This window comes from Thioclava electrotropha (assembly GCF_002085925.2).
Classification (GTDB): domain Bacteria; phylum Pseudomonadota; class Alphaproteobacteria; order Rhodobacterales; family Rhodobacteraceae; genus Thioclava; species Thioclava electrotropha.
The window spans coordinates 2,891,512-2,914,085 of sequence record NZ_CP053562.1 but is presented as its reverse complement, the minus strand read 5'-3'; the positions used below and the strand labels follow the sequence as shown (position 1 = coordinate 2,914,085).

Sequence of the window (22,574 nt, the reverse complement as noted above, 5' to 3'; positions counted from 1 at the left end):
GGATCAGACCGGCAGATCCATGTTCTCGGGCAGGCCCAGTTCGCGCAGGAGGCGCTTCTGCTCTTCCTGCTCGCGGAACTTGGCCTTTTCCTGCGTGTCCTTGATTGCGGCGAGGATCAGGTCCTCGACGACTTCCTTCTCGGAGGCCTGCAGGATCGAGGGATCGATGGAGAGCCCGGTCAATTCGCCCTTCGCGGTGGCGCGGGCCTGCACGAGACCGGCCCCGGCCTCGCCGGTGACGACGATGGATTTGAGCTCTTCCTGGAGCTCGCCCATCTTCTCCTGCATTTCCTTGGCGGCCTTCATCATCTTGGCCATGTCGCCCATGGCGCCCAATCCCTTGAACATCGCTTTCTCCGTCACGTTTGGCTTGAGTGAGAGATACGCATCGCTGCGCGAAGGGACAAGGGACAAGGCGGGAAAACGGCGCGACAGGGCGGCGCGTGCGATTGCGCGGGGCCGCCCTTGGTGTGGCTCAGCCTTCCTCGAAGGGGTCCCATTCGTCTTCGACCTCGGCCAGAGCCTCGGCCTCGATCGCGGCGGTATCTTCCTCGGGCAGGATTTCGATCTTCGCGCCGGGGAAGCGGGCGAAAATCTCCGCCACCAGCGGGTTCTTCATCGCCTCGGCTTCGGCCTTCGCCATTTCCTCGGCCTTCACCTCGGCAATCGTGGGCGCGCCGCCTTCGGAGACGACCGAGACGCCCCAGCGTGCGCCGGTCCAGCCTTGCAGTCGTGCCGAAAGCGTCGCCGCGAGATCGCGCGAGGCCTGCGGGGTCGGTTCGAACTCGATCCGGCCAGGGCGGTAATTCACGAGCCGCAGATTGCTCTCGACCTCCAGCAGCAGGGTCATGTCGCGCATCCGGGCGATCAGGTCGACCACGTCGTCGAAGCTTGCGAAACGGGCGAGTGCGTCGGCCATTGGATCGTGCTGCGGGGCATGAGCCGCGGCGGCGACCGCGCCGCCACCGGCGCGGCGGGCGCGCAGGGTTGCGCCGTGGACGGGTCCGGTCGAGGGCGCGGGACCCCGGCCTGCGGCCTGGGTCTGGGTGTTGCCCTGCTGGATTTTCTTGATCAGCGTTTCCGGGTCGGGCAGGTCGGCCACATGGGTCATGCGGATCACGGCCATCTCGGTCGCCATCATCGCATTGGGCGCGCTCGCGACTTCTTCGAGCGCTTTGAGCAGCATCTGCCAGAGCCGCGAGAGCACCCGCATCGGCAGCGCGGCCGCCATTTCCTGACCGCGATTGCGCTCCTCGGGCGGCACGGTCGGGTCTTCGGCGGCTTCGGGCGTGACCTTGATCACGGAGACCCAATGCGTGATTTCGGCCAGATCGCGCATGATCGCCATCGGATCGGCACCATCGGCATATTGCGCGGCAAGTTCGGTCAAAGCCTCGGCGGCCTGACCGTGCAGGATCATGTCGAAAAGATCGAGGACACGGGCGCGGTCGGCCAGACCCAGCATCGCGCGGACCTGTTCCGCGGTGGTCTCGCCGGCGCCATGCGCGATCGCCTGATCGAGCAGCGAGGTCGCATCCCGGGCGGAGCCTTCGGCGGCGCGGGTGATCAGCGCGAGCGCGTCGTCGGCGATCTCGGCGCCTTCCGCATCGGCGATCCGGCGCAGCAGCGCGATCATTTCCTCGGGCTCGATCCGGCGCAGATCGAAGCGCTGGCAACGCGAGAGCACGGTGACGGGCACCTTGCGGATCTCCGTGGTAGCGAAGATGAACTTCACATGGGCGGGCGGTTCCTCGAGCGTCTTCAGGAGCGCGTTGAACGCGCTCGTGGACAGCATGTGAACCTCATCGATGATGTAGACCTTGTAGCGCGCCGAGGCCGCCCGGTAATGCACGCTCTCGATGATCTCGCGGATGTCGCCCACGCCGGTGCGCGAGGCGGCGTCCATCTCCATCACGTCGACATGGCGGCCTTCCATGATCGCGCGGCAATGCTCGCACTCGCCGCACGGGTCAGTCGTGGGGGTGCCGTTGCCGTCGGGGCCGATGCAGTTGAGCCCCTTGGCGATGATCCGCGCCGTGGTGGTTTTCCCGGTGCCGCGAATCCCCGTCATGATGAAAGCCTGCGCGATCCGGTCGGCCGCGAAGGCGTTCTTCAGCGTGCGCACCATTGGCGCCTGTCCGATCAGGTCGGCAAAGGTCTCGGGACGGTACTTGCGGGCGAGAACCTGATATTGGGTGTCGGTCATCGAAGCTCCGGTGTCATAGGCAGCCGTCAGACTAGGCCCCCGGGGCGTCGGCGTCCACCCGGCTCATTCCCATTCCATCTGGCTGAATACCGCCTGCGCGTTGCGTTTGGCGAGCGTGTCGAAATCCTCGAGATATTCGAACTGCGATTGGTCGACATTGACCGAGCCGATGATGTCGCCACCCTCGTCGATATAATCGGCCATCTGGCTGCGCAGATTGGTCAGGTAATCATAGGTGTCCTTCGTCGCGGTCGCGAGGTCGGTGGCGGGGCCGTGGCCCGGAACGACATGAGCGGGCTCGTAGGCGGCCATCGCCTCGAAGGCCTCGACCCAGCCGATCGATGAGGACATGTCGAGCACGCCGAGGATGCGTCCCACGAAGACGATATCGCCGGTGAACATCACCTTCTCCGCGGGCAGCCAGACGAAGCTGTCGCCGGGCGTGTGGGCCGGGCCGGGATGGGTGATCTCGATCTCGCGCCCGCCAAGAGTGAGCGTGTAGCTCTCGTCGAAGGTCGTGTCGGCATAGACGGGTTCGGTGCCCGCGAGCGCCTCTTCTCCGACCAGCGCGTCGAGCATCGTCAGCTCCAGCGAGGCGCGGGCCTTCTGGTCGGCGAGCGCACCCTCGGAGGTGATGATCTCGGCGCCGTGCTCTTTCCAGTAGCCATTGCCGAGCCAGCGGTGATCCTGCCCGCCGGTATCGATCACGTATTTCACCGGCTGATCGGTCAGCGTGCCGATCACTTCGTCGAGCGCCGCCGCCCCCTTGTAGGTGCCGCCCGCATCGATCAGCACCGCGCCCTCATCCGTGACGATCAGCCCGAAGGTCGCGTTGTTGCCGAGGTTCTCGGCATCGCGCTGCCCGAAGGGGCCCTCGATTGCATAGGTGTTCGGTGCGACTTCGACGGTGGTAAGCGTGCCCGCAAAGAGCGGCGCAGGCAGAATGGCCAGAGCGGCCAGAGCAAAACGAAACATGGTGAAACCTCCCCTTTGGCGGGAAGTTTAGCTTGGCGACGTCATCGCACAATTGGGCATGGTGACGCGGCGGCACAGCAAAGGGAGCTTGTAGGGGAGGGTGAGAGGCTGGACAGCGACCCAAGCGGGGCTCGTTGCGGCTGCTTCCTTCCGGACCTGACCGGGTTGGCGAGGCGCTCGCCCGCGCCAACCTCTCGAGGGGCGATATAGGAAACCCGGATCAGATTCGCAAGCGTTGTGCGGGAAGAGTTCGGCGGAGAGGGGGCGCTGCCCCCTCGGCGCGTCCGCGCCTCACCCCCGGGATATTTCAGCCAAGCCGAAAATGGGCCGATTTGTGCGGTCGGTACTTACTCGGGCTGGAAGCCGTGGATCAGCTGGCGCAGGCCGATCAGCCCGCCGATTACGATCGAGGCCAGTGTGACCGGTGCGGAGAAGGAGAGCACGGCCATCGCGCTCACCCCCTGGCCGATCGAGCAGCCGACCGCGATCGTGCCGCCGATCCCCATCAGGGCCGCGCCGCTGACCTGACGGCCCAGTTCGCGCGGGTCTTCGCAGGCTTCCCACTTGAAGAGGCCGCGAATGGCCGAGCCGAGGAAGGCCCCGCCCAGCACGCCCGCGACGAGACCCACAGAGAAGGTGAGCCCGCCCGCCGTGGAGGTCATGAAATAGAGGATCGTGCGCCCGAGCGGGGCGGTGAAGGACGGTGCCTCGACGCCGGTCGCACCCATGCTCTGGTTGAAGAGATAGGAGGTGCCGACGAAGCACCAGACCACCGCGAGACCCGCGGCCACGCCCCAGGCGAGGCGGCGTTTGTCCGCGCGCAGCGGCTGATAGCTCAGCGCCCAGGCGAGGAAACCGGCGGCGACGGGCAGGGCGAAGACCAAGGGCGGAAGCCCGGTCCGTGCCGAGAGCCAATGCGCGATGCCTTGCGGGGTGTCGGCGGCTTGCTGGTCGAAGATCAGAAGGCGCAGATGGGCGAGGGGGCCGGACAGCGTCACGAAGGCGAAGATGCCCATCACCACGACCACGACCATCGCGCGCAGATCGCCGCCGCCGAAGCGCACCAGCGCTCCGAAGCCGCAATTGCCGGCGAGCGCCATGCCGTAGCCGAAGAGGAGCCCGCCGACGATAGAGGCCAGCGGCGACCATTTGATCGTGTGATAGAAACTGCGGGTGATGTCGGCATAGCCCAGAGCCTCGGCCACGAAGGCGCCGGTGATCGCCACCCCCAGCACGATCCCCCAGAGGCGCAGGCGCCTCTGGTCGTCGCCATAGGCCGCGCTTTCCAGCGCGCCGAGGGTGCAGAAATCGCCAAGGCGTGCGGCGAGGCCTAGAATGATGCCGCCGATCGCCCCGACCATGGCTGCCAAGGCACCCATCGGAATCTGTTCCATTGCCCTTCTCCCTCCCGGATCACCCAGTGTCCGGTCTCATGGCTCACCGGCGTCAGTCGGTGGCGCAGAACATGTCGTAAATCGTCTCGACGAGGCGACGCGCACGCGGATCCGAGAGCGTGTAGTAGATCGCCTTGCCTTCGCGGCGTGCGCTGACGAGCCCCTCGAGACGCAGCCGTGCCAATTGCTGGCTCACCGCGGCCTGGCGCGATTCCAGCAGGTTTTCCAGCTCGGTCACCGATTTCTCGCCCGAACTCAGATGGCACAGAATCATCAGCCGCCCCTCATGGGCGAGCGCCTTCATGAGGTTGGAGGCGTCTTGCGCGCGATCGAGTAGCTCTTCTGCATCCATGCGGGAACATCTCGACTCGGCCGTGGCAGAGGCAAGCTTTTCGGCATGACCGTCAGGCACCAGATGCCGCACCGCATCGTCCTTCCTTGGAAGCCGCACATAGTGCGACCGTATTGATCGAATGACTCAGGCTTTAGCATGTCGATTCGCTGGAACAAAGCCCGAGAGCGCAAAAACCCGCCAAAAGCGAGACAAAAGCGCGCAGGTCAAACCTCAGTTCGATGGGGTCTGATACGTCGCGCCGTTCTTTTTCAGGGCCTGATCGAGCAGGCCCCAGAAGAAATCTTCGCTCGCATAGCCTTCGATGCGGGCGACCTCGACCCCGTCCTGCAGCAGGATGAAGGTCGGTGTGAAAAGCGGTTTGCCCCCGGTGATCGTGATGTCCTCGGGGAAGGGTTTGTGCAGATCGACCCGTTGCAGCGGTGCAGTCTTGCCCTCGGGCGTCTTCGGATAGATCGGCGCAAGGTCGTTGTTCCACATCCGGCAATAGATGCAGCCGACCTGCTCGACCATCAAAAGCCGGAACTCGCTGTCGGCTATCGCCTCGCTGGTCTCGGCCTCGGAGGTGGCGGCGACCGTCGTGTCGGCGGTTTGCGATGCGGTATCGGCATGCGCGACAAGCCCCGTCGCGCCCAGCGTGACCGCCAGCGCCGCGGCCATGGAAATCGTATGCCACACAATGCGGAACATTGACGGACCCCTTTTTACATATAAAGATCGTAATGTGTTTGACGGGCCCCTTCAAGGACGGTTGGGAGACCGAGGCCATATAGGCTAGGGCGCGTCACGAGGGAGGAAACAGTGCCGATCGATATTACCTATGGCGGGGCGTTTTTTGCTGGCCTGCTGTCTTTTCTGACGCCGTGCATTCTGCCGATGGTGCCGTTCTATCTGTCCTACATGGCCGGGCTGTCGATGTCCGAGCTGCGTGGCGACGGCAAGATCGCGCCGGGCGCGCAGGCGCGCATGGTGGCCTCTTCGGTGGCCTTCGCGCTGGGCGTGACGACGATCTTCGTGCTGATGGGAATGGGGGCGACCGCGCTGGGGGCTGCGTTCCGCGAATGGATGGGGCCGCTGAGCTGGGTGGCCGCCGCGATCCTGCTGGTCTTCGGTCTGCATTTCCTCGGCGTGATCCGCATTCCGTTCCTCTACCGCGAGGCGCGGATGGAGGCGAAGACCGATCCCACGACTTTCCTCGGCGCCTATGTGATGGGGCTCGCGTTCGGCTTCGGCTGGACGCCCTGTGTCGGTCCCGCGCTTGCGGCGATCCTGATGGTGGCGTCGGGCATGGGCGATATCTCCAAGGGTGGGTTGCTGCTCTTTGCCTATGGGATCGGGATGACCTTGCCCTTCATTATCGCGGCCTTCTTCACGCGGCCTTTCCTCGCCTTCATGGCGAAGCACCGCGCGAAGCTCGGCTATGTGGAGAAGGCGATGGGGGTTATGCTGATCCTGTTCGCGGTTCTCATCGTGACCGGGGGGCTGCGCTACATTGGTGAGTTTCTGATCGACGTCATGCCGAGTGGGAGTCTCGGCTGACGGTCTGTTTCTAGGGAGGACGATCATGCGTCATTTTCTGACTGCCGCTTTCACCGCCGCGATGCTGGCCCTGCCGGTCCATGCGGCCGAGCTGGGCGATGACGGGCTGCACAAGGAACCGTGGTTCCACGACACGTTCAAGGACATGTCGGACGATCTTGCGACTGCCAATGACGAGGGCAAGCGCTTCATGGTCATCTGGGAGCAGCGCGGCTGCATCTACTGCAAGAAGATGCACGAAGAGGTCTTCTCCGACCCCGAGATCGCGAAATACATCACCGACAACTACTACGTCGTGCAGATGAACCTCTTCGGCGATGTCGAAGTGACCGATTTCGACGGCGAGGCTTTGCCCGAAAAAGAGATGGCGATGAAGTGGGGCGTGATGTTCACGCCGACCATGATGTTCTTCCCCGAAGAGGCTTCCGACCAGCCCGCCAACAAGCAGGCCGTGGCGCAGATGCCGGGGGCTTTCGGCAAGGGCACGACGATGGCGTTGCTCGAGTGGGTAAAGACTCACGGCTATGAGAGCGGGCAGAACTTTCAGAAGTACGTTGCCGAGAAAGTTATGGCGAAGTGAGCGCTCTCTTGGCGATTCTGACAGAGTCGTGATCGCTTGCTTGCCAGTGCAGCATTCGTGCTGCACCCGCGAATGTTTCTGATTTTGCTAAAAAAATCTTGGGTATACGGCTGTATGCTTCGATATATCCGAGTGAACATATTGGAAAATATGCGGTTTTTTGAATTTATCCATTGCACCACTGTAGCGCGCTCGCTTAAAAGTGAGTCAGGGAGAGAATTTGGGAGGACTTCTATGAAACGCCACGTTGCGTGGGCCGCAATGGCCGTCACCTTCGCAGCCAGCGCCGCGATCGCAGAAACCGCGCCGATGGATGTCAAATTCACCGATGTGGGCGCGGTGGCCGAGTCGCTGACCGGCCAGCCGGGCGATGCAGCTAAAGGCGCAGAAGTCGCGGCGACCAAGTCGCTGGGCAACTGCGTGGCCTGCCATAAGGTCTCGGCGCTCGACGCGTCGTTCCAAGGCAATGTCGGCCCGGAGCTGAACGGCGCTGCCGACCGCTGGGACGAGTCGCAGCTGCGCGGCATCGTCGTCGATGCCAAGCACACGTTCGAAGGCACGGTAATGCCGGCGATGTATAAGACCGGCCCCTTCATTCGCCCCGGCGACGGGTACACCGGCAAGGCTGCGCCTGCCGATCTGCCGCCGATTTTGAATGCACGACAGGTTGAGGATGTGGTCGCTTTCTTGATGACCCTCAAGGAAGAGTGACCCTCTGAACGACAAACCCGAGAGGAGAAGATACAACATGACCATGACCAGACGTGACGCGCTGGCGCTGGCGATGGGCGGCGTTGCCGCTTCCATGCTGCCGCTGCCCGCGCTGGCCGATGCCGGTGCCGACGCCATCGCCAAGTTCACCGGCGGCGCCGATGCCGCAATGGGTGACGGCGTCACCCTGACCGCGCCGGAAATCGCCGAGAACGGGAACACCGTTCCGATCTCCGTGGATGCGCCTGGCGCAACCGAGATCGCGGTCTTCGCGACCGGCAACCCGACGCCCGACGTCGTGACCTTCAAGTTCGGTCCGTTGGCTGGCTCGCAGATGGCTTCGACCCGCATTCGCCTCTCGAAGACCCAGGACGTGATCGCTGTCGCCAAGATGGCTGACGGTAGCTTCGTTCAGGCGAAATCGACCGTGAAGGTCACCATCGGCGGCTGCGGCGGCTAAATTCGGTATCTGAGGAGACAAGACCATGAAAGGCGTGAGACCCCGCGTAAAAGTGCCGAAAAAAGCTTCGGCCGGTGACACGATCACCATCAAAACCCTGATCTCGCACCCGATGGAATCGGGTCAGCGCAAGGATAAAGACGGCAACGTCATCCCGCGCGAGATCATCAATCGCTTCACCTGCGACTTCAACGGTGAGAACGTCGTCGACGTGACCCTCGAGCCGGCGATCTCGACGAACCCCTACATCGAATTCGAGGCGAAAGTCCCGGAATCGGGTGAGTTCAAGTTCACCTGGTACGATGATGACGGCTCGACCTACGAAGACAGCCAGAAGATCGAAGTGAGCTGATCGGCCGAATGGCTAGCGGCGCGTGAGGGAGCGCGCCGCCTCACCAAGAACAGAGAACCGCGCCTGTTTGGGGAGATCGATGGGCGCGGGGCACACCCAGGGAGGACACAGAATATGACGTTGCGCACCAGCCGCACCATCCTAGCCGCCACTGCAGCCTTCGCGCTCAGCACCGCGGCGCTGCACGCCGAAATGGCTGACGACGAACTCGTCATCAACGGCGACACCCCGATCACGGTGAAGGCGCCCGCCGCCGATCACCTCGAAGGGCACCTCGACGAGGTCTATTCCGGCTGGCTCTTCCGCACGGACGAGACCCGTGCGATGGAACAGGACGACTTCGACAACCCGATCATGATCTTCGCCGAGCAAGGCCAGGAAACCTGGTCGACCGCTGACGGCTCCGAGGGCAAGTCCTGCGCGGATTGCCACGGCGACATCAGCGAAGGCATGAAAGGCGTCCGCGCCTCGATGCCGAAGGTGAACGAAGCCGGCAAACTGTGGTCGATGGAAGATTACATCAACGATTGCCGCACCAACCGCATGGGCGCCGAAGCCTGGGGCTGGGACAGCACTCCGATGCACAACATGACCACCGCAATCGCGGTCGAGTCGCGTGGCATGCCCGTCAGCGTCAAGATCGACGGCGACGCCCAGCCTTTCTGGGAGAAGGGCAAAGAGATGTACTACACCCGCTACGGCCAGCTCGAACTGTCCTGCGCGTCGTGCCACGAAGAGAACTACGGCAACTACATCCGCGCGGACCACCTGAGCCAGGGCCAGATCCAGGGCTTCCCGGTCTACCGTCTGAAGAACGCGGGCGTGGTGTCGATCCATAACCGCTTCAAAGGCTGTATCCGCGACACGCGCGCGGAAACCTACAGCCCCGGTTCGGACGAGTTCCGCAATCTTGAGCTCTACGTCGCCTCGCGCGGCCTGGGTCTCGACATCGAGGGCGGCGGCGTCCGTCCCTGACCTTTGACTTGATGCGCGGGGCAGGGGCCTCCCTGTCCCGCGCGTTTCGTTTCAACATATTCAATTTTTAATATCTGTCTGAATTTGTTTGTCAATTTACCCGAATGAAACGACCGCCGGGCGCACGGGCCCGGTGAGAAGAAGGAGACACATCGCATGATTTCCCGGCGGGAATTTCTTCAGGCGAGCTTGGCCGCCTCGACTATCCTCGGTGCTTCGGGCCTGTCGCGCTGGTCGCGCGCCATGGCGCAGCAGTCGCTGACTCAGGACCAGCTCCTGCAGTTCGAGCCGCTGGGCAACGTCACGCTGATCCACATCACCGACATCCACGCGCAAGCGATGCCGATCTATTTCCGCGAGCCGGAAATCAACCTCGGCGTGGGTGAGGCCAAGGGCCGTCCGCCGCATGTCACCGGCGCGGATTTCCTCAAGATGTTCAACATCGAGCCGAACACCCCCGATGCCTACGCGCTGACCTACGAGAACTTCACCGATCTCGCGAAGTCCTACGGCAAAATGGGCGGCATGGACCGCGTGGCGACGATCGTGAAAGCGATCAAGGCCGAGCGTCCCGACGCGCTGCTGCTCGATGGCGGCGACACCTGGCATGGCTCGATGGTCGCGCTGAAGACCAAGGGCCAGAACATGGTCGACGTCATGAACACGCTCGGCGTCGAGGCGATGACCTCGCACTGGGAATGGACCTATGGTCAGGACCGCGTGAACGAGATCGTCGACGGCCTTCCCTTCCCCTTCCTCGGCGCGAACATCTTCGACGCCGAATGGGACGAGCCCGCCTACGAGCCCTACAAGATCTTCGAGCGCAACGGCACGCAGATCGCGGTCATCGGTCAGGCCTTCCCCTACATGCCGATCGCGAACCCCGGCTGGATGTTCCCCGACTATTCCTTCGGTATCCGCGAAGAGCGCATGCAGGCGATGGTCGACGAGGTTCGTGCGAAGGGCGTCGATCTGGTCGTCTGCCTGTCGCATAACGGCTTCGACGTGGACCACAAGATGGCGAGCCGCGTGAAGGGCATCGACGTGATCCTCACCGGTCACACCCATGACGCCATTCCCGAGCCGGTCCTGGTGGGCGAGACGATCCTGATCGCCTCGGGGTCGAACGGCAAATTCGTTTCCCGCGTCGATCTCGACGTGCGCGACGGCAAGATGATGGGCTTCCGCCACAAGCTGATCCCGATCTTCTCCGACGTGATCGAGCCCGACAAAGAGATGACCGACGTCATCATGGGCCATCGCGAGCCCTACAAGGCCGAGCTCGAGGAAGTCGTGGGTGAGACGAACTCGCTGCTCTACCGCCGCGGCAACTTCAACGGCACCTGGGACGACCTGATCTGCGAAGCGATGCTGTCCGAGCAGGACGCCGAGATCGCGATGAGCCCGGGCGTGCGCTGGGGGCCCTCGCTGATCCCCGGTCAGAAAATCACCATGGAAGACGTGCTCAACGCCACTTCGATGACCTATGGCGAGAACTATCGCACCGAGATGACGGGCGAGCTGATCAAGACCATTCTCGAAGACGTGGCCGACAACATCTTCAACTCCGACCCCTACTACCAGCAGGGCGGGGACATGGTTCGTGTGGGTGGCATGGGCTACCACATCGACGTTTCGAAGCCGATCGGCGAGCGGATTTCCAACATGACGCTCCTCAAGGACGGCTCCGATATCGACCCGGCACGCAACTACGTCGTGACGGGTTGGGCCTCGGTCAACGAAGGCACCGAAGGGCCGCAGATCTGGGACGTGATCGCCGATCACCTGCGCAAGATCAAAACCGTTGACTTGAAACCGAATGACTCGGTGGTCGTGACCGGCGTTTAAGCCGGTCCCGCCCGTCGATGATTGCGCCCCGCAGGGGGTTAGAGACTGGAGGAAAACACATGGACGACAAGGAACGCCAGGGCAACCCGGCCACCAATGCCGCCCTCAGCCGCCGCGGGTTCCTCCGCGCAGGGGCTGCGGTCGGTGCGATGGCCGCAGGTGCTGGTGCCGCGCGCGCGCAAACGCAACCCGATCCGTTGATCACCGAAGTTCAGCCTTGGGCTTCGGGCTGGGGCGACGGGGTCGATGCAACCCCCTATGGCCTGCCGATCGAATTCGAAGATGACGTCATCCGCCGCAATGTCGGCTGGCTGACGGCGGATACGATTTCGTCGATCAACTTCACGCCGATCCACGCCCTCGACGGCACGATCACCCCCACCGGCTGCGCCTTCGAGCGTCACCACTCGGGCGCGATCGAGCTGAAGAAGGAAGACTACCGCCTGATGATCAACGGCCTCGTCGATAAGCCGCTGGTCTTCACCTACGAGGATCTGGAGCGTTTCCCGCGTGAGAACCGCACCTACTTCCTCGAATGCGCCGCGAACTCGGGCATGGAATGGGCTGGTGCACAGCTCAACGGTGCGCAGTTCACCCAGGGCATGATCCACAACATGCAATATTCGGGCATCCCGCTGCGGACGCTGCTCGAAGAAGCGGGGATCACCAATCTCGGCGACCAGATCAAGGACAAGTGGGTCTATGCCGAAGGCGCCGACGCGTCCTCGAACGGCCGCTCGATCCCGCTGGAGAAAGCGCTCGACGACTGTCTCGTGGCCATCAAGGCCAACGGCGAGGCACTGCGCAAGGAGCACGGCTATCCGGTGCGCCTCGTGGTTCCGGGCTGGGAAGGCAACATGTGGGTGAAGTGGCTCCGTCGCCTCGAAGTCACCGACGAGGCCGTGCAGTCGCGCGAAGAAACCTCGAAATACACCGACACGCTCGCCGATGGCACGTCGCGCAAGTGGACCTGGGTCATGGACGCCAAATCGGTCGTCACCTCGCCCAGCCCGCAGATGCCGATCAAGCACGGCAAGGGCCCGCTGGTCATCACCGGCATGGCCTGGTCGGGTCGTGGTCACATCACCAAGGTCGACGTGTCGATCGATGGCGGTGCGAACTGGCAGGAAGCCCGTCTGGCCGAGCCGGGTACCGACAAGGCGGTCTCGCGCTTCTACCTCGAGATCGACTGGGACGGTTCGGAGATGCTCCTTCAGTCCCGCGCTACCGATTCCACCGGCTACGTTCAGCCGACCAAGGACGCGCTCCGCGCGATCCGTGGCGAGAATTCGGTCTATCACAACAACGGTATCCAGACCTGGTGGGTCAAGGAAAACGGGGAGTCCGAGAATGTCGAAGTGTCGTCGTAATCTGCTGCTGGCCACGCTTCTGGCCGCTCCGCTCGTCGCGACGCCCGCTCTGGCCGAGAAATACGGTCTGGGGCGCGAAGCGCTGCCCGAGGAAATCAACGCCTGGACCGTCGAGGTCTTCCCCGATGGCAAGAACCTTCCCGAAGGGTCGGGTTCGGTTGCCGATGGCGAGAAAATCTTCGGCGACAATTGCGCGGCGTGTCACGGCGATTTCGCCGAGGGCGTCGACAACTGGCCGAAACTGGCCGGGGGCGACGGGACGCTGGCCAACAAGGACCCGGTGAAGACCGTCGGTTCCTACTGGCCCTACCTGTCGACCGTCTGGGACTATGCGCACCGCTCGATGCCGTTCGGCAACGCGCAGACGCTGACCGTCGACGAGACCTACGCCATCGTCGCCTACATCCTCTACTCGAACTATCTCGTGGAGGACGATTTCGTCCTCACGAAGGATAACTTCCTCGACGTGGAGATGCCGAACGCGGATGGGTTCATCGTGGATAACCGCGATGAGGTCGAAGTGCCGAAGTTCTCGGAAGCCGCTTGCATGAGCGACTGTAAGACCGACGTGCAGATCACCAAGAAGGCGACCATTCTCGACGTGACCCCCAATGAGGGCAACGGCGAAGACACGGCGGCTGCCGATACTTCTGCGGAAACCGACACGGCCCAAAGCGATACGGCCCAAACCGACACTGCCGAAGCTCCGGCGCAGGACGCTCCGGCGGCTGCGGAGGAAGCCAAGGCAGAGGCTGCACCGGCGGAAAGCCTCTCGGCTGACCCGGAGCTGGTCGCGGCTGGCGAGAAGGTCTTCAAGAAGTGTAAGGCCTGCCACCAAGTCGGCGAAGACGCGAAGAACCGCGTCGGTCCGGTGCTCAACGGGCTGATCGGGCGTCAGGCCGGGACGGCTGATGGCTTCAAATACTCGAGCGCGATGAAGCAGCACGGCGAGGACGGTCTGGTCTGGACCGAGCAAACGGTCGAGGAGTATCTCGCCGATCCGAAGGGCTACATTCCGAAGAACCGGATGTCCTTCGCCGGTCTGAAAGACCCCGAAGACGTCAAGGCGGTGCTCGCCTACATCGAGAGCCAAGGTGGCTAATACCCTCCCCGGGCGGGGGCTTCGGTCCCCGCTCACTTAAACCGACAGGGGCCTTCCGCCTGATCGTGTTTCGACGCCCGCGCTCCCCGCGGGCGTCTTTTCATTTCGTGCCGCGTCTGGCTTGTCTTCCGCCGGCGGGGTTGCAGCCCGCCGCTCCCCGGGGATACTTGCACCAAACCAAGGGGGCAGGAATGGATCTGGAAGCACGCGCGCGCGAATTGTTCGACATCGGGGTGAAGACGGCCGACCCGGCAGCGGGGGTGACCCGCGCGATGGGATGGGCGATGGACAACCCGCCGGGGCCGGGCGGGCGCTGGCAGGTGATCGCGCTCGGCAAGGCGGCGCTGGCGATGACTGCCGCGGCGCTGGACGCGCTGCCCGCGGAGGCGCAGGCGCTGGTCGTGACCAATCCCGAAAATGCCGAAGCGGCTACCCCGCGCGCGGGCGTCACGCTGATCGCGGGCGACCACCCGGTGCCGGGAGACGGCAGCGAGCGGGCAGGGCGCGCGATTCTGGAGTGCTTGCAGGGCTGTGGGCCGGAGGATCGGGTTCTGGCGCTGATCTCCGGCGGCGGCTCCGCGCTGGCCGTCGCCCCCGCCGAGGGGCTGAGCCTGTCGGACAAGGCCGAAGTCAGCCGCCTGCTGCTCGGCTGCGGGGCGGATATCACGCAGATGAACCTGATCCGCCAGCAACTGTCCCAGCTCAAGGGCGGCGGCTGGCTGCTCGCCAGCGCGGCCCCCGTGACCGGCCTGATCCTGTCCGATGTGCCGGGCGACGATCTGCGCGTGATTGCCTCGGGGCCGACGGTCGAGCCGATCGGCACGCGGGCCGAGGCGGCGCAGCTCTGTCGTGATCTCGGAATCTGGGAGGCGCTGCCCGCCCCTGTGCAGGCGCATTTGGAAGCCTCCGGCGCCGAGCCCGCGCTCCCCGCTGCCCGCAACCGTCTGATCGGGGCGAACGGTCTGTCGGTCGCGGCGATGGTCTCGGCAGGGGCCGAGGCGGCGCCCTTCGCGCTGGATGGGGACGTGGCCGATCTTGCGCCGCAGATCGTGGCTCTGCTGCGCGATATGCCCGCAGGCGCTTTGGTCATGGGCGGGGAGACCACCGTGACGATCAAGGGCGACGGGCGCGGCGGGCGCAATCAGGAGCTCGCTCTGCGCGTGGCTTGTGCGGCGGAAGCGGCCGGGATCGAGGGCGCGTGGCGCTTCCTCTCGGGCGGCACCGATGGCCGTGACGGTCCGACGGATGCGGCGGGCGGTCTCGTGGGGCCGCAGACCTGCGCGGCGGCGCGGGCGGCGGGCGTCGACTGCGATGCGGCGCTTGCGCGCAACGACAGCTATCACGTCCTGCAAGCGGCGGATGCGCTGCTGATGACGGGGGCGACCGGCACGAATGTGGCCGATCTCGCGGTTCTGGTGAAAGGCTAGCTTAGCCGCGCTCTGCTTCGGCAGAGCGCATCATCGGGCGCAGGCGGAGATAGACTTCGCGAATTGCGGCGACGGTGATGATCGCGAGAGCGAGGGTGTCGAAAGCAACCATGCGTGTTTTCCTCGTAACGAAGCCTGAGTGGCGCGGCCTGAACGGCGGGCGCCCTCGGAGCCTCGGCAAAGATTGAGGCACGAAAAAGGCAGGATCACGACGATTGCGGGCCGCGCCCGCTCAGCGTTCGAGGATCAGCGTGCCCCGCGCGAATTCCACCTTCGCGAAGCGGGTGAGATAGGTCATGCCCAGAAGCGAGGTATCCATCGAGCCGCGATTGACCACGGCGCGCAGGTTGCTGTCGTGGATCGGCCCCAGATCGAAGCGCTCCAGGCGCACCGGCGCGGTCGCGACGATGCCGTTGGCGGTGCGCGCCTGCCCGATATAGGCGAGATCGGAAGTGTGGATGCCCGCGCGCTCGGCGGCGCGCTGGGTCAGCACGATCTGGCTCGCGCCGGTATCGACGACGAAGCGGATCGGCGTGCCGTTGACCTCCGCGGTGAGGTAATAATGCCCGTCGGGCGCTTGCGGCACCTCGATCCGGCCATCGCGCATCACCGCCTGATCGGGAATCGTCACTTGCCGCTGGATATCGGTCCAGAGCCCGACCGCGGCGAGCGTGCCGAGAAAGATCAGCCCCCAGATCGCGGCCTGTTGCATGGTGCGCCCGGGGCGGCGGCGGATTTCGAGCACGAAATACCCGCCCACGGCGACGAGCAGGAGGCTCAGATAGACCAGCCGTCCCCAGTTTTCGCTGATGATCGTCTCCACCATGATCCTCGTTACCCCTACCGATCTCTTTCAGATAGGTCCGCGCAGGTGACTTTCCCAGAGGGCGGATTGCCTCAGCCGGTCGGGACGCCGCCCATCAGCCCCGCACCGTGCAGCCCGTCGAGGATGAACTGGATCGCCAGCGCGGCCAGCAGCATCCCCAGCAGCCGGGTGACGACCATCGTGCCGGTGCGCCCCAGCGCGCGCTCGATCGGCGTTGCCAGCAGGAACATCACGAGCACGCAGCCCAGCACCAGAAGCATCATGGCGATGATCGCCACGACATGCAGCCAGTCGCCGCCCTCGCGCCCTGCCAGCAGGATCATCGTGGCCATCGCGCCGGGGCCGGCCAGCAGCGGCGTCGCCAGCGGGAAGACGGACGGATCGGTCTCGGGGTCGGCCTCGTGCTCCTCGCCCTGCGCCTCGCGGCGCTTGGTGCGGCGTTCGAACAGCATGTCGAGCGCGGTGAGGAACAAAAGCACCCCGCCCGCGATGCGGAAGGCGGGCATGGAGATGCCGATCCCGGCGAGGATCTTGTCGCCGAAGATGCCGAACAGCGTCAGCAGCACGGCGGCAATGATGAGCGCGCGGAAGGCGATGCGCAGACGCGCGCGGTGGCTTTCGCCCAGCGTCAGCGCGATGAAGACCGGGGCCAGACCGATTGGATCGATGATGACGAAAAGCGTCACGAAAGCAGTGATGTATTCGGCACCGATCACGTGGGGGCATCCCTTCCAAGTTTCGCGGGCGAGCCTAGCGTCATCCCCGATCCCCCGCCAGTCCTTCCCCGGCGTCTTCGGGAGAGGCTTCGACGGGCGCAGAGGGCAGGGCGGCGCGGATCTTCGCGGCCAGGCTCGCGGCCCCTCCGGCAAGGCGCGGATCGTCCACCGCCTCGGCCAGATCGAGCAGGTGATCGAGTGCGGCCAGCTCTTCGCGGGTCAGCACCAGAGGCGGTAGCCCCACCGCCCGGCGCAGGATGTAGCCCACGCCGCGCTCGCCCTCGACAGGCACCCCATAGGCCGAGATTTCCGCCATGTCGCGCCAGATCGTGCGGGCGGAAACGCCCAGCCGCTCGGCCAGATCGCTGGCACGATGCATCTTGCCGTCGCGCAGGATAGCGATGATCTGTTGCAGCCGCTCGTCGCGGGTCATGGGGTTCTCCGATCGGGTCGCGAGAAGGGTAACGCGAGGGAGGGCAACTGACAATGAACTGTCAGTAATCTGCCCCTCAAAGCCCCGTTTGGGCGGAATCGCTCTAGGATTGAGGCCCGCATGATCCTAAAACTCGGGACCGACATAAGGCGCGGGCGGCGGGCCCGTGACCAGAGGAGAGACAACAATGCTCAACAATATCGGCCTTCCCGGCCTTCTTCTGATCGCCGTCGTGGTTCTGGTTCTTTTTGGCCGCGGCAAGATTTCCTCGCTCATGGGTGAAGTCGGCAAGGGCATCACCGCCTTCAAGAAAGGCGTGAGCGACGGCTCGAAAGAAATCGAGGACGGCACCGTCGACGAGGCACGTGACGTGACCCCGGCTGACGAAGTCCAGAAAGAAAAAGACAAGGCCTGAGCCTGATCGCATTCGGGGGTTGCGGGCTGGTGCCCGTTTGCCTTTGCGTCCTCAATCGGCCGGAGGCCTGAGCACTCATGTTAGACATCGGTTGGAGCGAGCTTCTGCTGATCGGCGTCGTGGCGCTGATCGTCGTGGGGCCGAAGGATCTGCCCAAGATGTTCCACCAGCTTGGCCGCATCACTGCGAAGGCCAAGGCGATGGGGCGCGAGTTTTCGCGGGCGATGGAAGATGCGGCGAAGGATACCGGGCTTGATGAAGCCGCGGGCTCCGTGCGCGATCTGAAATCGCTGGCGTCCAAGAAATCGCTCGGGCTCGACGCGCTGGAAAAAGCGACCGATGCGTTCGAGAAATGGGAGCCGGGCCGGTCCGAGAGTGGGAAGACCTCGCTCAAGCCCGATCCCGAGGCGGAGCCGCCCAAGCCTGAGGCAGCTCAACCCGAGGCGAGCCCGGCCGAGACGGCCAAACCCGAGACATCCAAGACGGCAAGCAAGCCGGCGGCCAAGCCCGCTGCGAAGAAAGCCGCGCCGAAGACCGCAGCCAAGACTGGCGCCAAGACGACTGGCACCAAGACGGGCACTTCGACCGCAGCGAAATCCAGCGCCAAGCCGGCAACCAAGTCGAGCAGTAAACCCGCCGCGAAAACCGGTGCCAAACCGGCGGCCAAAAAGACGGCGGCGAAGAAACCCGCCGCGAAGAAGGGTGACGCATGAGCGACAATAACGAGATCGAGGAAAGCTCGGCCCCGCTGATCGAGCACCTTGCCGAACTGCGCACGCGCATCCTCTATTCGCTGGGGGCCTTCATCGTCGCGATGGTGGTCTGCTACACGGTCTGGAACCCGATCTTCAACTTCCTGACCCGCCCGGTCTGCTCGGCACTGGAATCGCGCGGCGAGCAATGCGGCCTCTACCTGATCAAGCTGCAGGAAGGCTTCTTCGTCGCGATCAACATCTCTTTCCTCGGCGGTTTTGCCCTGGCTTTCCCGATCATCGCCTATCAGATGTGGCGGTTCGTGGCGCCGGGCCTCTATCGCAACGAGAAGAACGCGTTCCTGCCCTTCCTGATCGCCTCGCCGGTGATGTTCTTCCTTGGCGCGGCGTTTGCCTATTACATCATCCTGCCGCTGGCCTTTAACTTCTTCCTCGGCTTCCAGCAGGGCGAGATCGGCGCGACTTCGGGCGCGAACGAGATGGCCGCCATCGGGTTCCAGGGCTCGGTACAGGAATATCTCAACCTGACGATCAAGTTCGTCATGGCCTTCGGGATCTGTTTCCAGCTGCCCGTGCTGCTGTCGCTGATGGGCAAGGCGGGGCTGGTGTCCTCCGAAGGTCTCGGCAACATGCGCAAATACGCGGTGGTCGCGATCCTCGTGGTGGCGGCAATTGCCACGCCCCCGGATGTGATCAGCCAAGTCATTCTGTTCACTGTGGTTTACGGTCTCTACGAGATTTCCATCCAGCTCGTGAAACGGATCGAGAAGACCCGCGAAGCCCGGATGCGCGCTGAAGGCACCTGGATCGACCCCGACGAGTGGGACGAGGACGAGGACGAAGAGGACGAGAAGGACGGCAAGGCATGAGTGACGCGGCGCTGAACCGGATCGCCACGGCGCTGGAGCGGCTCTCGCCCGCTCCGCAGCCCGCGCCCGACTTCGCCTCGGCCAGCGCGTTCATCTGGCACACGGCGCCGGATCGGCTGGAGCCCGTGCCGCAGGTGAACCGCGTCGACCTCAGCCTGCTGCACGGCATCGACCGCTCGCGCGAAACGCTGCTGGCCAACACGCTGCAATTCGCGCGCGGTGCGGCGGCGAACAATGCGCTGCTGTGGGGCGCGCGCGGGATGGGGAAGTCCTCGCTCGTGAAAGCGGCCCACGCGGCAGCGGTGGCCGAGGGGCTGCCGCTCAAGCTGGTGGAGCTTGCGCGCGAGGATCTGCCCTCTGTCGGCCGTCTGCTCGCGCATCTGCGCGACGCGCCCGAGATGCGCTTCATCCTGTTCTGTGACGATCTCTCGTTCAGCCATGACGATCAGCATTACAAATCGCTGAAAGCAGTGCTGGATGGCGGGATCGAGGGGCGGCCCGCGAACGTGATCCTCTATGCCACGTCGAACCGGCGTCACCTGATGCCGCGCGACATGATCGAGAACGAGCGTTCGACCGCGATCAGCCCGTCCGAGGCGGTGGAGGAGAAAGTCTCGCTGTCGGATCGTTTCGGGCTGTGGCTGGGCTTCCACCCGTGTTCGCAGGACGAATACCTCACGATGATCCGCGGCTATTGCGACAGCTATGGCGTGGAGATTGCCGACGAAGACCTGCGCGCCGAGGCCATCGAATGGCAGGCCACGCGCGGGGCGCGTTCGGGCCGCGTGGCATGGCAGTATTTCACCGATCTGGCCGGGCGGCGCGGCGTCGCGCTGTAAGCGCGCCTCGCCGCATAACTGGCGTCGCGGGCAGGGGGCTCAGACCCCCAGCCGATCGCGCAGCGCGTACCACCACGACCCCGCGACCGAGTAGGGCACACGGAAGGTGCGCCCGCCGGGGAACGGGATCCACGGCAGTTTCGCAAACGTGTCGAACCGGGTCAGATCGCCGTTGATCGCCTCCGACAGGATGCGTCCGAAAGTGTGCGACCCGGTGACGCCGTGGCCCGAGTAGCCATGCGCGAAATAGGTGTTCTGCCCGATCCGGCCCATCTGCGGCACACGGCTAAAGGACAGCGCGAAATTGCCCGACCAGGCGTAGTCGATCTTCGTGCCCTTCAGCTGCGGGAAGACCTTCTCGAGGTTCTTCCAGAGCTTCGCCTTGATGTCCTTCGGGTCCGCCCCGCCATAGACCGTGCCGCCACCGAACAGCAGGCGGTTGTCGGCAGACATGCGGTAATAGTCGAGGATGTAGCGCACGTCCTCGATACAGGCGTCAGACGGCATCAACTCGTGGGCCTTCGCTTCGCCCAGCGGCTCGGTCGCCATGACCTGCGTCGAGACGGGCATCACGCGGCGCTCCAGCGTGGGCACCACATGGCCGAGATAGGCATTGCCACACAGCACCAGCGTCTTCGCGGTGATCTGGCCCTTCGCGGTCCTGATGACCGGGCGCGCGGCGTCGGTATCGACGGACGTGACGGGCGACATCTCGTAGATCGTGCCGCCGAGTTTCTCGACTGCCGCCGCCTCGCCAAGCGCGAGGTTGAGGGGATGCAGATGGCCGCCCTTATGGTCGATCATGCCGCCTGCATAGAGGTCGGAATTCGCGTGCTCGCGCATCTGCTCGCGGCTCAGCATCTCCTGGCTTTCGATGCCGTAGCTGCGCCAGAGCTTCCAGCGCGCTTCCAGCTCTTGCATGTGCTTCGCCGTCAGCCCCGCGAAGACATTGCCCGGCTTCAGGTCGCATTGGATGTCATAGGTCGCGACGCGCTCGCGGATGATGTCGCCGCCTTCCATCACGAGGCCTGCCACGAAATTCGCGGTGTCCTGCCCGTAGCGGCTCTCGATCACGTCGAGGCTGGCGTTCAGCCCGTTCACGACCTGACCGCCATTGCGGCCCGAGGCGCCCCAGCCGATGCGTGCGCCTTCGACGACGGTGACGCTGTAGCCCTTCTCCGCCAGATGCAGCGCGGTTGAGAGGCCCGAGAAGCCTGCGCCCACGACGCAGATATCGGCCTCCTGTTCGCCCACCAGTTCCGCGCGCAAAGGGGCCGGATTGGCCGAAGCCGCGTAGTAGCTGCCGGTGTGGCTGCCGTCGCCCGCATAGGGGTGGGTCTGATGGGTCATGTCGCGCACTCGTCTGAAAGGGGCGTTTGGCATTCGGTGCCACGCGCCGCGCCCGAGCGCAAGCGGGGCTCAGCCCGCCCGCGTCAGCATCCCGAACAAATCGCGCGGATCGTCGGGGTCTGCCATAAGATCGAGCATCTGCGCGTAGTCGCCATCCTTCACGCGGTCATGGATGTAGCGCAGCGCGCTGAAATCCTCGATCGCGAAGCCCACGGAATCGAACAGCGTGATCTGTTTCGCGTCGCGACGGCCCTCGGCCTCGCCGCGCATGACTTTCCACAGCTCGGTCACGGGGTGGTCCTCGTCGAGCGCCTGGATCTCGCCCTCGATGCGGGTCTGCGGCGGGTATTCGACGAAGATTTCCGAGCGGGTAAGGATGTCGCGATGCAGTTCGGTCTTGCCGGGGCAGTCGCCGCCGATCGCGTTGATGTGGATGCCGGAGCCGACCATGTTGTCGGTCAGGATCGTCGCATATTGCTTGTCGGCGGTGCAGGTGGTGATTACCTGCGCGCCCTCGACGGCTTCCTCGGCCGAGCGGCATTTGGTGACGCTGAACCCCTGCGCGATCAGGTTCTTCGCGGCCTTCTCGGTCGCCGTCGGGTCGATGTCATAGAGCCGCAACGTGTCGATGCCGCAGATCGCGCGGAAGGCCAGCGCCTGAAACTCGCATTGCGCGCCATTGCCGATCATGCCCATGACGCTCGCGCCTTTCGGGGCGAGGTATTTGCCCACCAGCGCCGAGGTCGCCGCGGTACGCAACGCCGTCAGCATCGTCATCTCGGTCATCAGCAGCGGGTAGCCCGTCGCGACCGAGGACAGCACGCCGAAGGCCGTCACGGTCTGGTGCCCGGTGCGTCCGTTCTTTGGGTGGCCGTTGACGTATTTGAAGCCGTAATTCTCGGCGTCCGCGGTCGGCATCAGCTCGATCACGCCCTCCGCAGAATGGCTTGCCACGCGCGGCGTCTTGTCGAAATCCGGCCAGCGGCGGAAATCCTCTTCGATATAGGCGGCGAGGTCGCGCATCACCTGTTCGGGGCCGATCTCGTTCACCAGCTTCATCATGTTGGCGACGGAAACGAAGGGCACGAAGGCCAGTTTGGAGGGGGCGAGAGGGGACATATC

25 protein-coding genes and 1 other RNA gene are annotated in these 22,574 nt (G+C 64.4%); 14 read left to right on the top strand and 12 right to left on the bottom strand.

Annotated elements, in window-relative coordinates:
* Window positions 1–3: 3 nt before the first annotated feature.
* The 7 genes from AKL02_RS13865 to AKL02_RS21250 all read right to left on the bottom strand — a co-directional run bounded on the left by AKL02_RS13865 (window position 4) and on the right by AKL02_RS21250 (window position 5,617).
* Window positions 4–348: a YbaB/EbfC family nucleoid-associated protein gene (locus tag AKL02_RS13865; protein WP_078520159.1), complete on the bottom strand. Its 345-nt coding sequence runs from the start codon at window positions 346–348 to the stop codon at window positions 4–6.
* A 127-nt stretch (window positions 349–475) separates the two neighbouring features.
* Entirely contained in the window at window positions 476–2,206 is a 1,731-nt protein-coding gene (locus AKL02_RS13860; protein ID WP_083078158.1) for a DNA polymerase III subunit gamma/tau, read from the bottom strand.
* 63 nt (window positions 2,207–2,269) lie between these two features.
* Complete coding sequence (locus AKL02_RS13855) at window positions 2,270–3,181, bottom strand: MBL fold metallo-hydrolase (RefSeq protein ID WP_083078157.1); 912 nt, start codon at window positions 3,179–3,181, stop codon at window positions 2,270–2,272.
* A gap of 99 nt (window positions 3,182–3,280) precedes the next feature.
* Window positions 3,281–3,377, bottom strand: an RNA gene (gene ffs, locus AKL02_RS13850) — signal recognition particle sRNA small type.
* A gap of 151 nt (window positions 3,378–3,528) precedes the next feature.
* Complete coding sequence (locus AKL02_RS13845) at window positions 3,529–4,575, bottom strand: YeeE/YedE family protein (protein WP_083078156.1); 1,047 nt, start codon at window positions 4,573–4,575, stop codon at window positions 3,529–3,531.
* Between the two features lie 52 nt (window positions 4,576–4,627).
* Window positions 4,628–4,927 (bottom strand): ArsR/SmtB family transcription factor, encoded by a 300-nt coding sequence (locus AKL02_RS13840; protein WP_078520155.1) that lies wholly within the window; start codon window positions 4,925–4,927, stop codon window positions 4,628–4,630.
* Between the two features lie 213 nt (window positions 4,928–5,140).
* Entirely contained in the window at window positions 5,141–5,617 is a 477-nt protein-coding gene (locus AKL02_RS21250; RefSeq protein ID WP_332836451.1) for a thioredoxin fold domain-containing protein, read from the bottom strand.
* Window positions 5,618–5,728: 111 nt separating this feature from the next.
* Here AKL02_RS21250 and AKL02_RS13830 point away from each other — a divergent pair, with 111 nt between their 5' ends.
* From AKL02_RS13830 to AKL02_RS13785, 10 genes are all read left to right on the top strand, one after another.
* Entirely contained in the window at window positions 5,729–6,466 is a 738-nt protein-coding gene (locus tag AKL02_RS13830) for a cytochrome c biogenesis CcdA family protein (protein WP_232621622.1), read from the top strand.
* A 25-nt stretch (window positions 6,467–6,491) separates the two neighbouring features.
* Window positions 6,492–7,046 carry a thioredoxin family protein gene (locus tag AKL02_RS13825; protein ID WP_083078155.1) on the top strand — a complete coding sequence of 185 codons (555 nt, stop codon included), beginning with the start codon at window positions 6,492–6,494 and terminating at the stop codon, window positions 7,044–7,046.
* A 234-nt stretch (window positions 7,047–7,280) separates the two neighbouring features.
* Window positions 7,281–7,757 (top strand): sulfur oxidation c-type cytochrome SoxX, encoded by a 477-nt coding sequence (soxX, locus tag AKL02_RS13820; RefSeq protein ID WP_083078154.1) that lies wholly within the window; start codon window positions 7,281–7,283, stop codon window positions 7,755–7,757.
* A gap of 37 nt (window positions 7,758–7,794) precedes the next feature.
* The gene (soxY, locus tag AKL02_RS13815; RefSeq protein WP_078520152.1) at window positions 7,795–8,217 is read left to right on the top strand and encodes a thiosulfate oxidation carrier protein SoxY; all 423 of its coding nucleotides are present in this window, start codon (window positions 7,795–7,797) and stop codon (window positions 8,215–8,217) included.
* Window positions 8,218–8,242: 25 nt separating this feature from the next.
* Window positions 8,243–8,569 (top strand): thiosulfate oxidation carrier complex protein SoxZ, encoded by a 327-nt coding sequence (soxZ, locus tag AKL02_RS13810; protein WP_078520151.1) that lies wholly within the window; start codon window positions 8,243–8,245, stop codon window positions 8,567–8,569.
* Window positions 8,570–8,683: 114 nt separating this feature from the next.
* Window positions 8,684–9,544 (top strand): sulfur oxidation c-type cytochrome SoxA, encoded by an 861-nt coding sequence (soxA, locus tag AKL02_RS13805; RefSeq protein WP_078520150.1) that lies wholly within the window; start codon window positions 8,684–8,686, stop codon window positions 9,542–9,544.
* Window positions 9,545–9,700: 156 nt separating this feature from the next.
* Window positions 9,701–11,392, top strand: a complete 1,692-nt coding sequence (soxB, locus tag AKL02_RS13800; protein WP_083078153.1) for a thiosulfohydrolase SoxB — start codon at window positions 9,701–9,703, stop codon at window positions 11,390–11,392.
* Window positions 11,393–11,451: 59 nt separating this feature from the next.
* Entirely contained in the window at window positions 11,452–12,762 is a 1,311-nt protein-coding gene (gene soxC / locus AKL02_RS13795; protein WP_078520148.1) for a sulfite dehydrogenase, read from the top strand.
* Entirely contained in the window at window positions 12,743–13,864 is a 1,122-nt protein-coding gene (locus AKL02_RS13790) for a c-type cytochrome (protein WP_083078152.1), read from the top strand. The genes soxC and AKL02_RS13790 overlap by 20 nt, the downstream gene beginning before the upstream one ends.
* Before the next feature lie 191 nt (window positions 13,865–14,055).
* Window positions 14,056–15,291: a glycerate kinase type-2 family protein gene (locus tag AKL02_RS13785; RefSeq protein WP_083078151.1), complete on the top strand. Its 1,236-nt coding sequence runs from the start codon at window positions 14,056–14,058 to the stop codon at window positions 15,289–15,291.
* Window positions 15,292–15,523: 232 nt separating this feature from the next.
* Here AKL02_RS13785 and AKL02_RS13780 read toward each other — a convergent pair whose 3' ends face one another.
* The 3 genes from AKL02_RS13780 to AKL02_RS13770 form a co-directional block, all read right to left on the bottom strand.
* Window positions 15,524–16,117 (bottom strand): retropepsin-like aspartic protease family protein, encoded by a 594-nt coding sequence (locus tag AKL02_RS13780; protein WP_083078150.1) that lies wholly within the window; start codon window positions 16,115–16,117, stop codon window positions 15,524–15,526.
* Between the two features lie 71 nt (window positions 16,118–16,188).
* On the bottom strand, window positions 16,189–16,833 hold the full coding sequence (locus tag AKL02_RS13775; protein ID WP_078520144.1) for a MarC family protein: 645 nt from the start codon (window positions 16,831–16,833) through the stop codon (window positions 16,189–16,191).
* A 40-nt stretch (window positions 16,834–16,873) separates the two neighbouring features.
* On the bottom strand, window positions 16,874–17,266 hold the full coding sequence (locus AKL02_RS13770) for a helix-turn-helix transcriptional regulator (RefSeq protein ID WP_078547795.1): 393 nt from the start codon (window positions 17,264–17,266) through the stop codon (window positions 16,874–16,876).
* 187 nt (window positions 17,267–17,453) lie between these two features.
* On the opposite strand from AKL02_RS13770, the gene AKL02_RS13765 reads away from it, so the two are divergent.
* The 4 genes from AKL02_RS13765 to AKL02_RS13750 all read left to right on the top strand — a co-directional run bounded on the left by AKL02_RS13765 (window position 17,454) and on the right by AKL02_RS13750 (window position 20,102).
* The gene (locus AKL02_RS13765) at window positions 17,454–17,681 is read left to right on the top strand and encodes a twin-arginine translocase TatA/TatE family subunit (protein WP_078520142.1); all 228 of its coding nucleotides are present in this window, start codon (window positions 17,454–17,456) and stop codon (window positions 17,679–17,681) included.
* Between the two features lie 77 nt (window positions 17,682–17,758).
* Entirely contained in the window at window positions 17,759–18,394 is a 636-nt protein-coding gene (gene tatB / locus AKL02_RS13760) for a Sec-independent protein translocase protein TatB (RefSeq protein WP_078601716.1), read from the top strand.
* The gene (gene tatC / locus AKL02_RS13755; protein WP_083078149.1) at window positions 18,391–19,263 is read left to right on the top strand and encodes a twin-arginine translocase subunit TatC; all 873 of its coding nucleotides are present in this window, start codon (window positions 18,391–18,393) and stop codon (window positions 19,261–19,263) included. Before tatB ends, tatC begins: the two co-directional genes overlap by 4 nt.
* Entirely contained in the window at window positions 19,260–20,102 is an 843-nt protein-coding gene (locus AKL02_RS13750; RefSeq protein WP_083078148.1) for an ATP-binding protein, read from the top strand. The genes tatC and AKL02_RS13750 overlap by 4 nt, the downstream gene beginning before the upstream one ends.
* A gap of 39 nt (window positions 20,103–20,141) precedes the next feature.
* On the opposite strand, the gene AKL02_RS13745 is transcribed toward AKL02_RS13750, so the two are convergent.
* Both AKL02_RS13745 and AKL02_RS13740 read right to left on the bottom strand, forming a co-directional pair.
* Entirely contained in the window at window positions 20,142–21,452 is a 1,311-nt protein-coding gene (locus tag AKL02_RS13745; protein ID WP_083078147.1) for an NAD(P)/FAD-dependent oxidoreductase, read from the bottom strand.
* A gap of 69 nt (window positions 21,453–21,521) precedes the next feature.
* Window positions 21,522–22,571: an ornithine cyclodeaminase gene (locus tag AKL02_RS13740; RefSeq protein ID WP_083078210.1), complete on the bottom strand. Its 1,050-nt coding sequence runs from the start codon at window positions 22,569–22,571 to the stop codon at window positions 21,522–21,524.
* Between the last annotated feature and the right edge of the window lie 3 nt (window positions 22,572–22,574).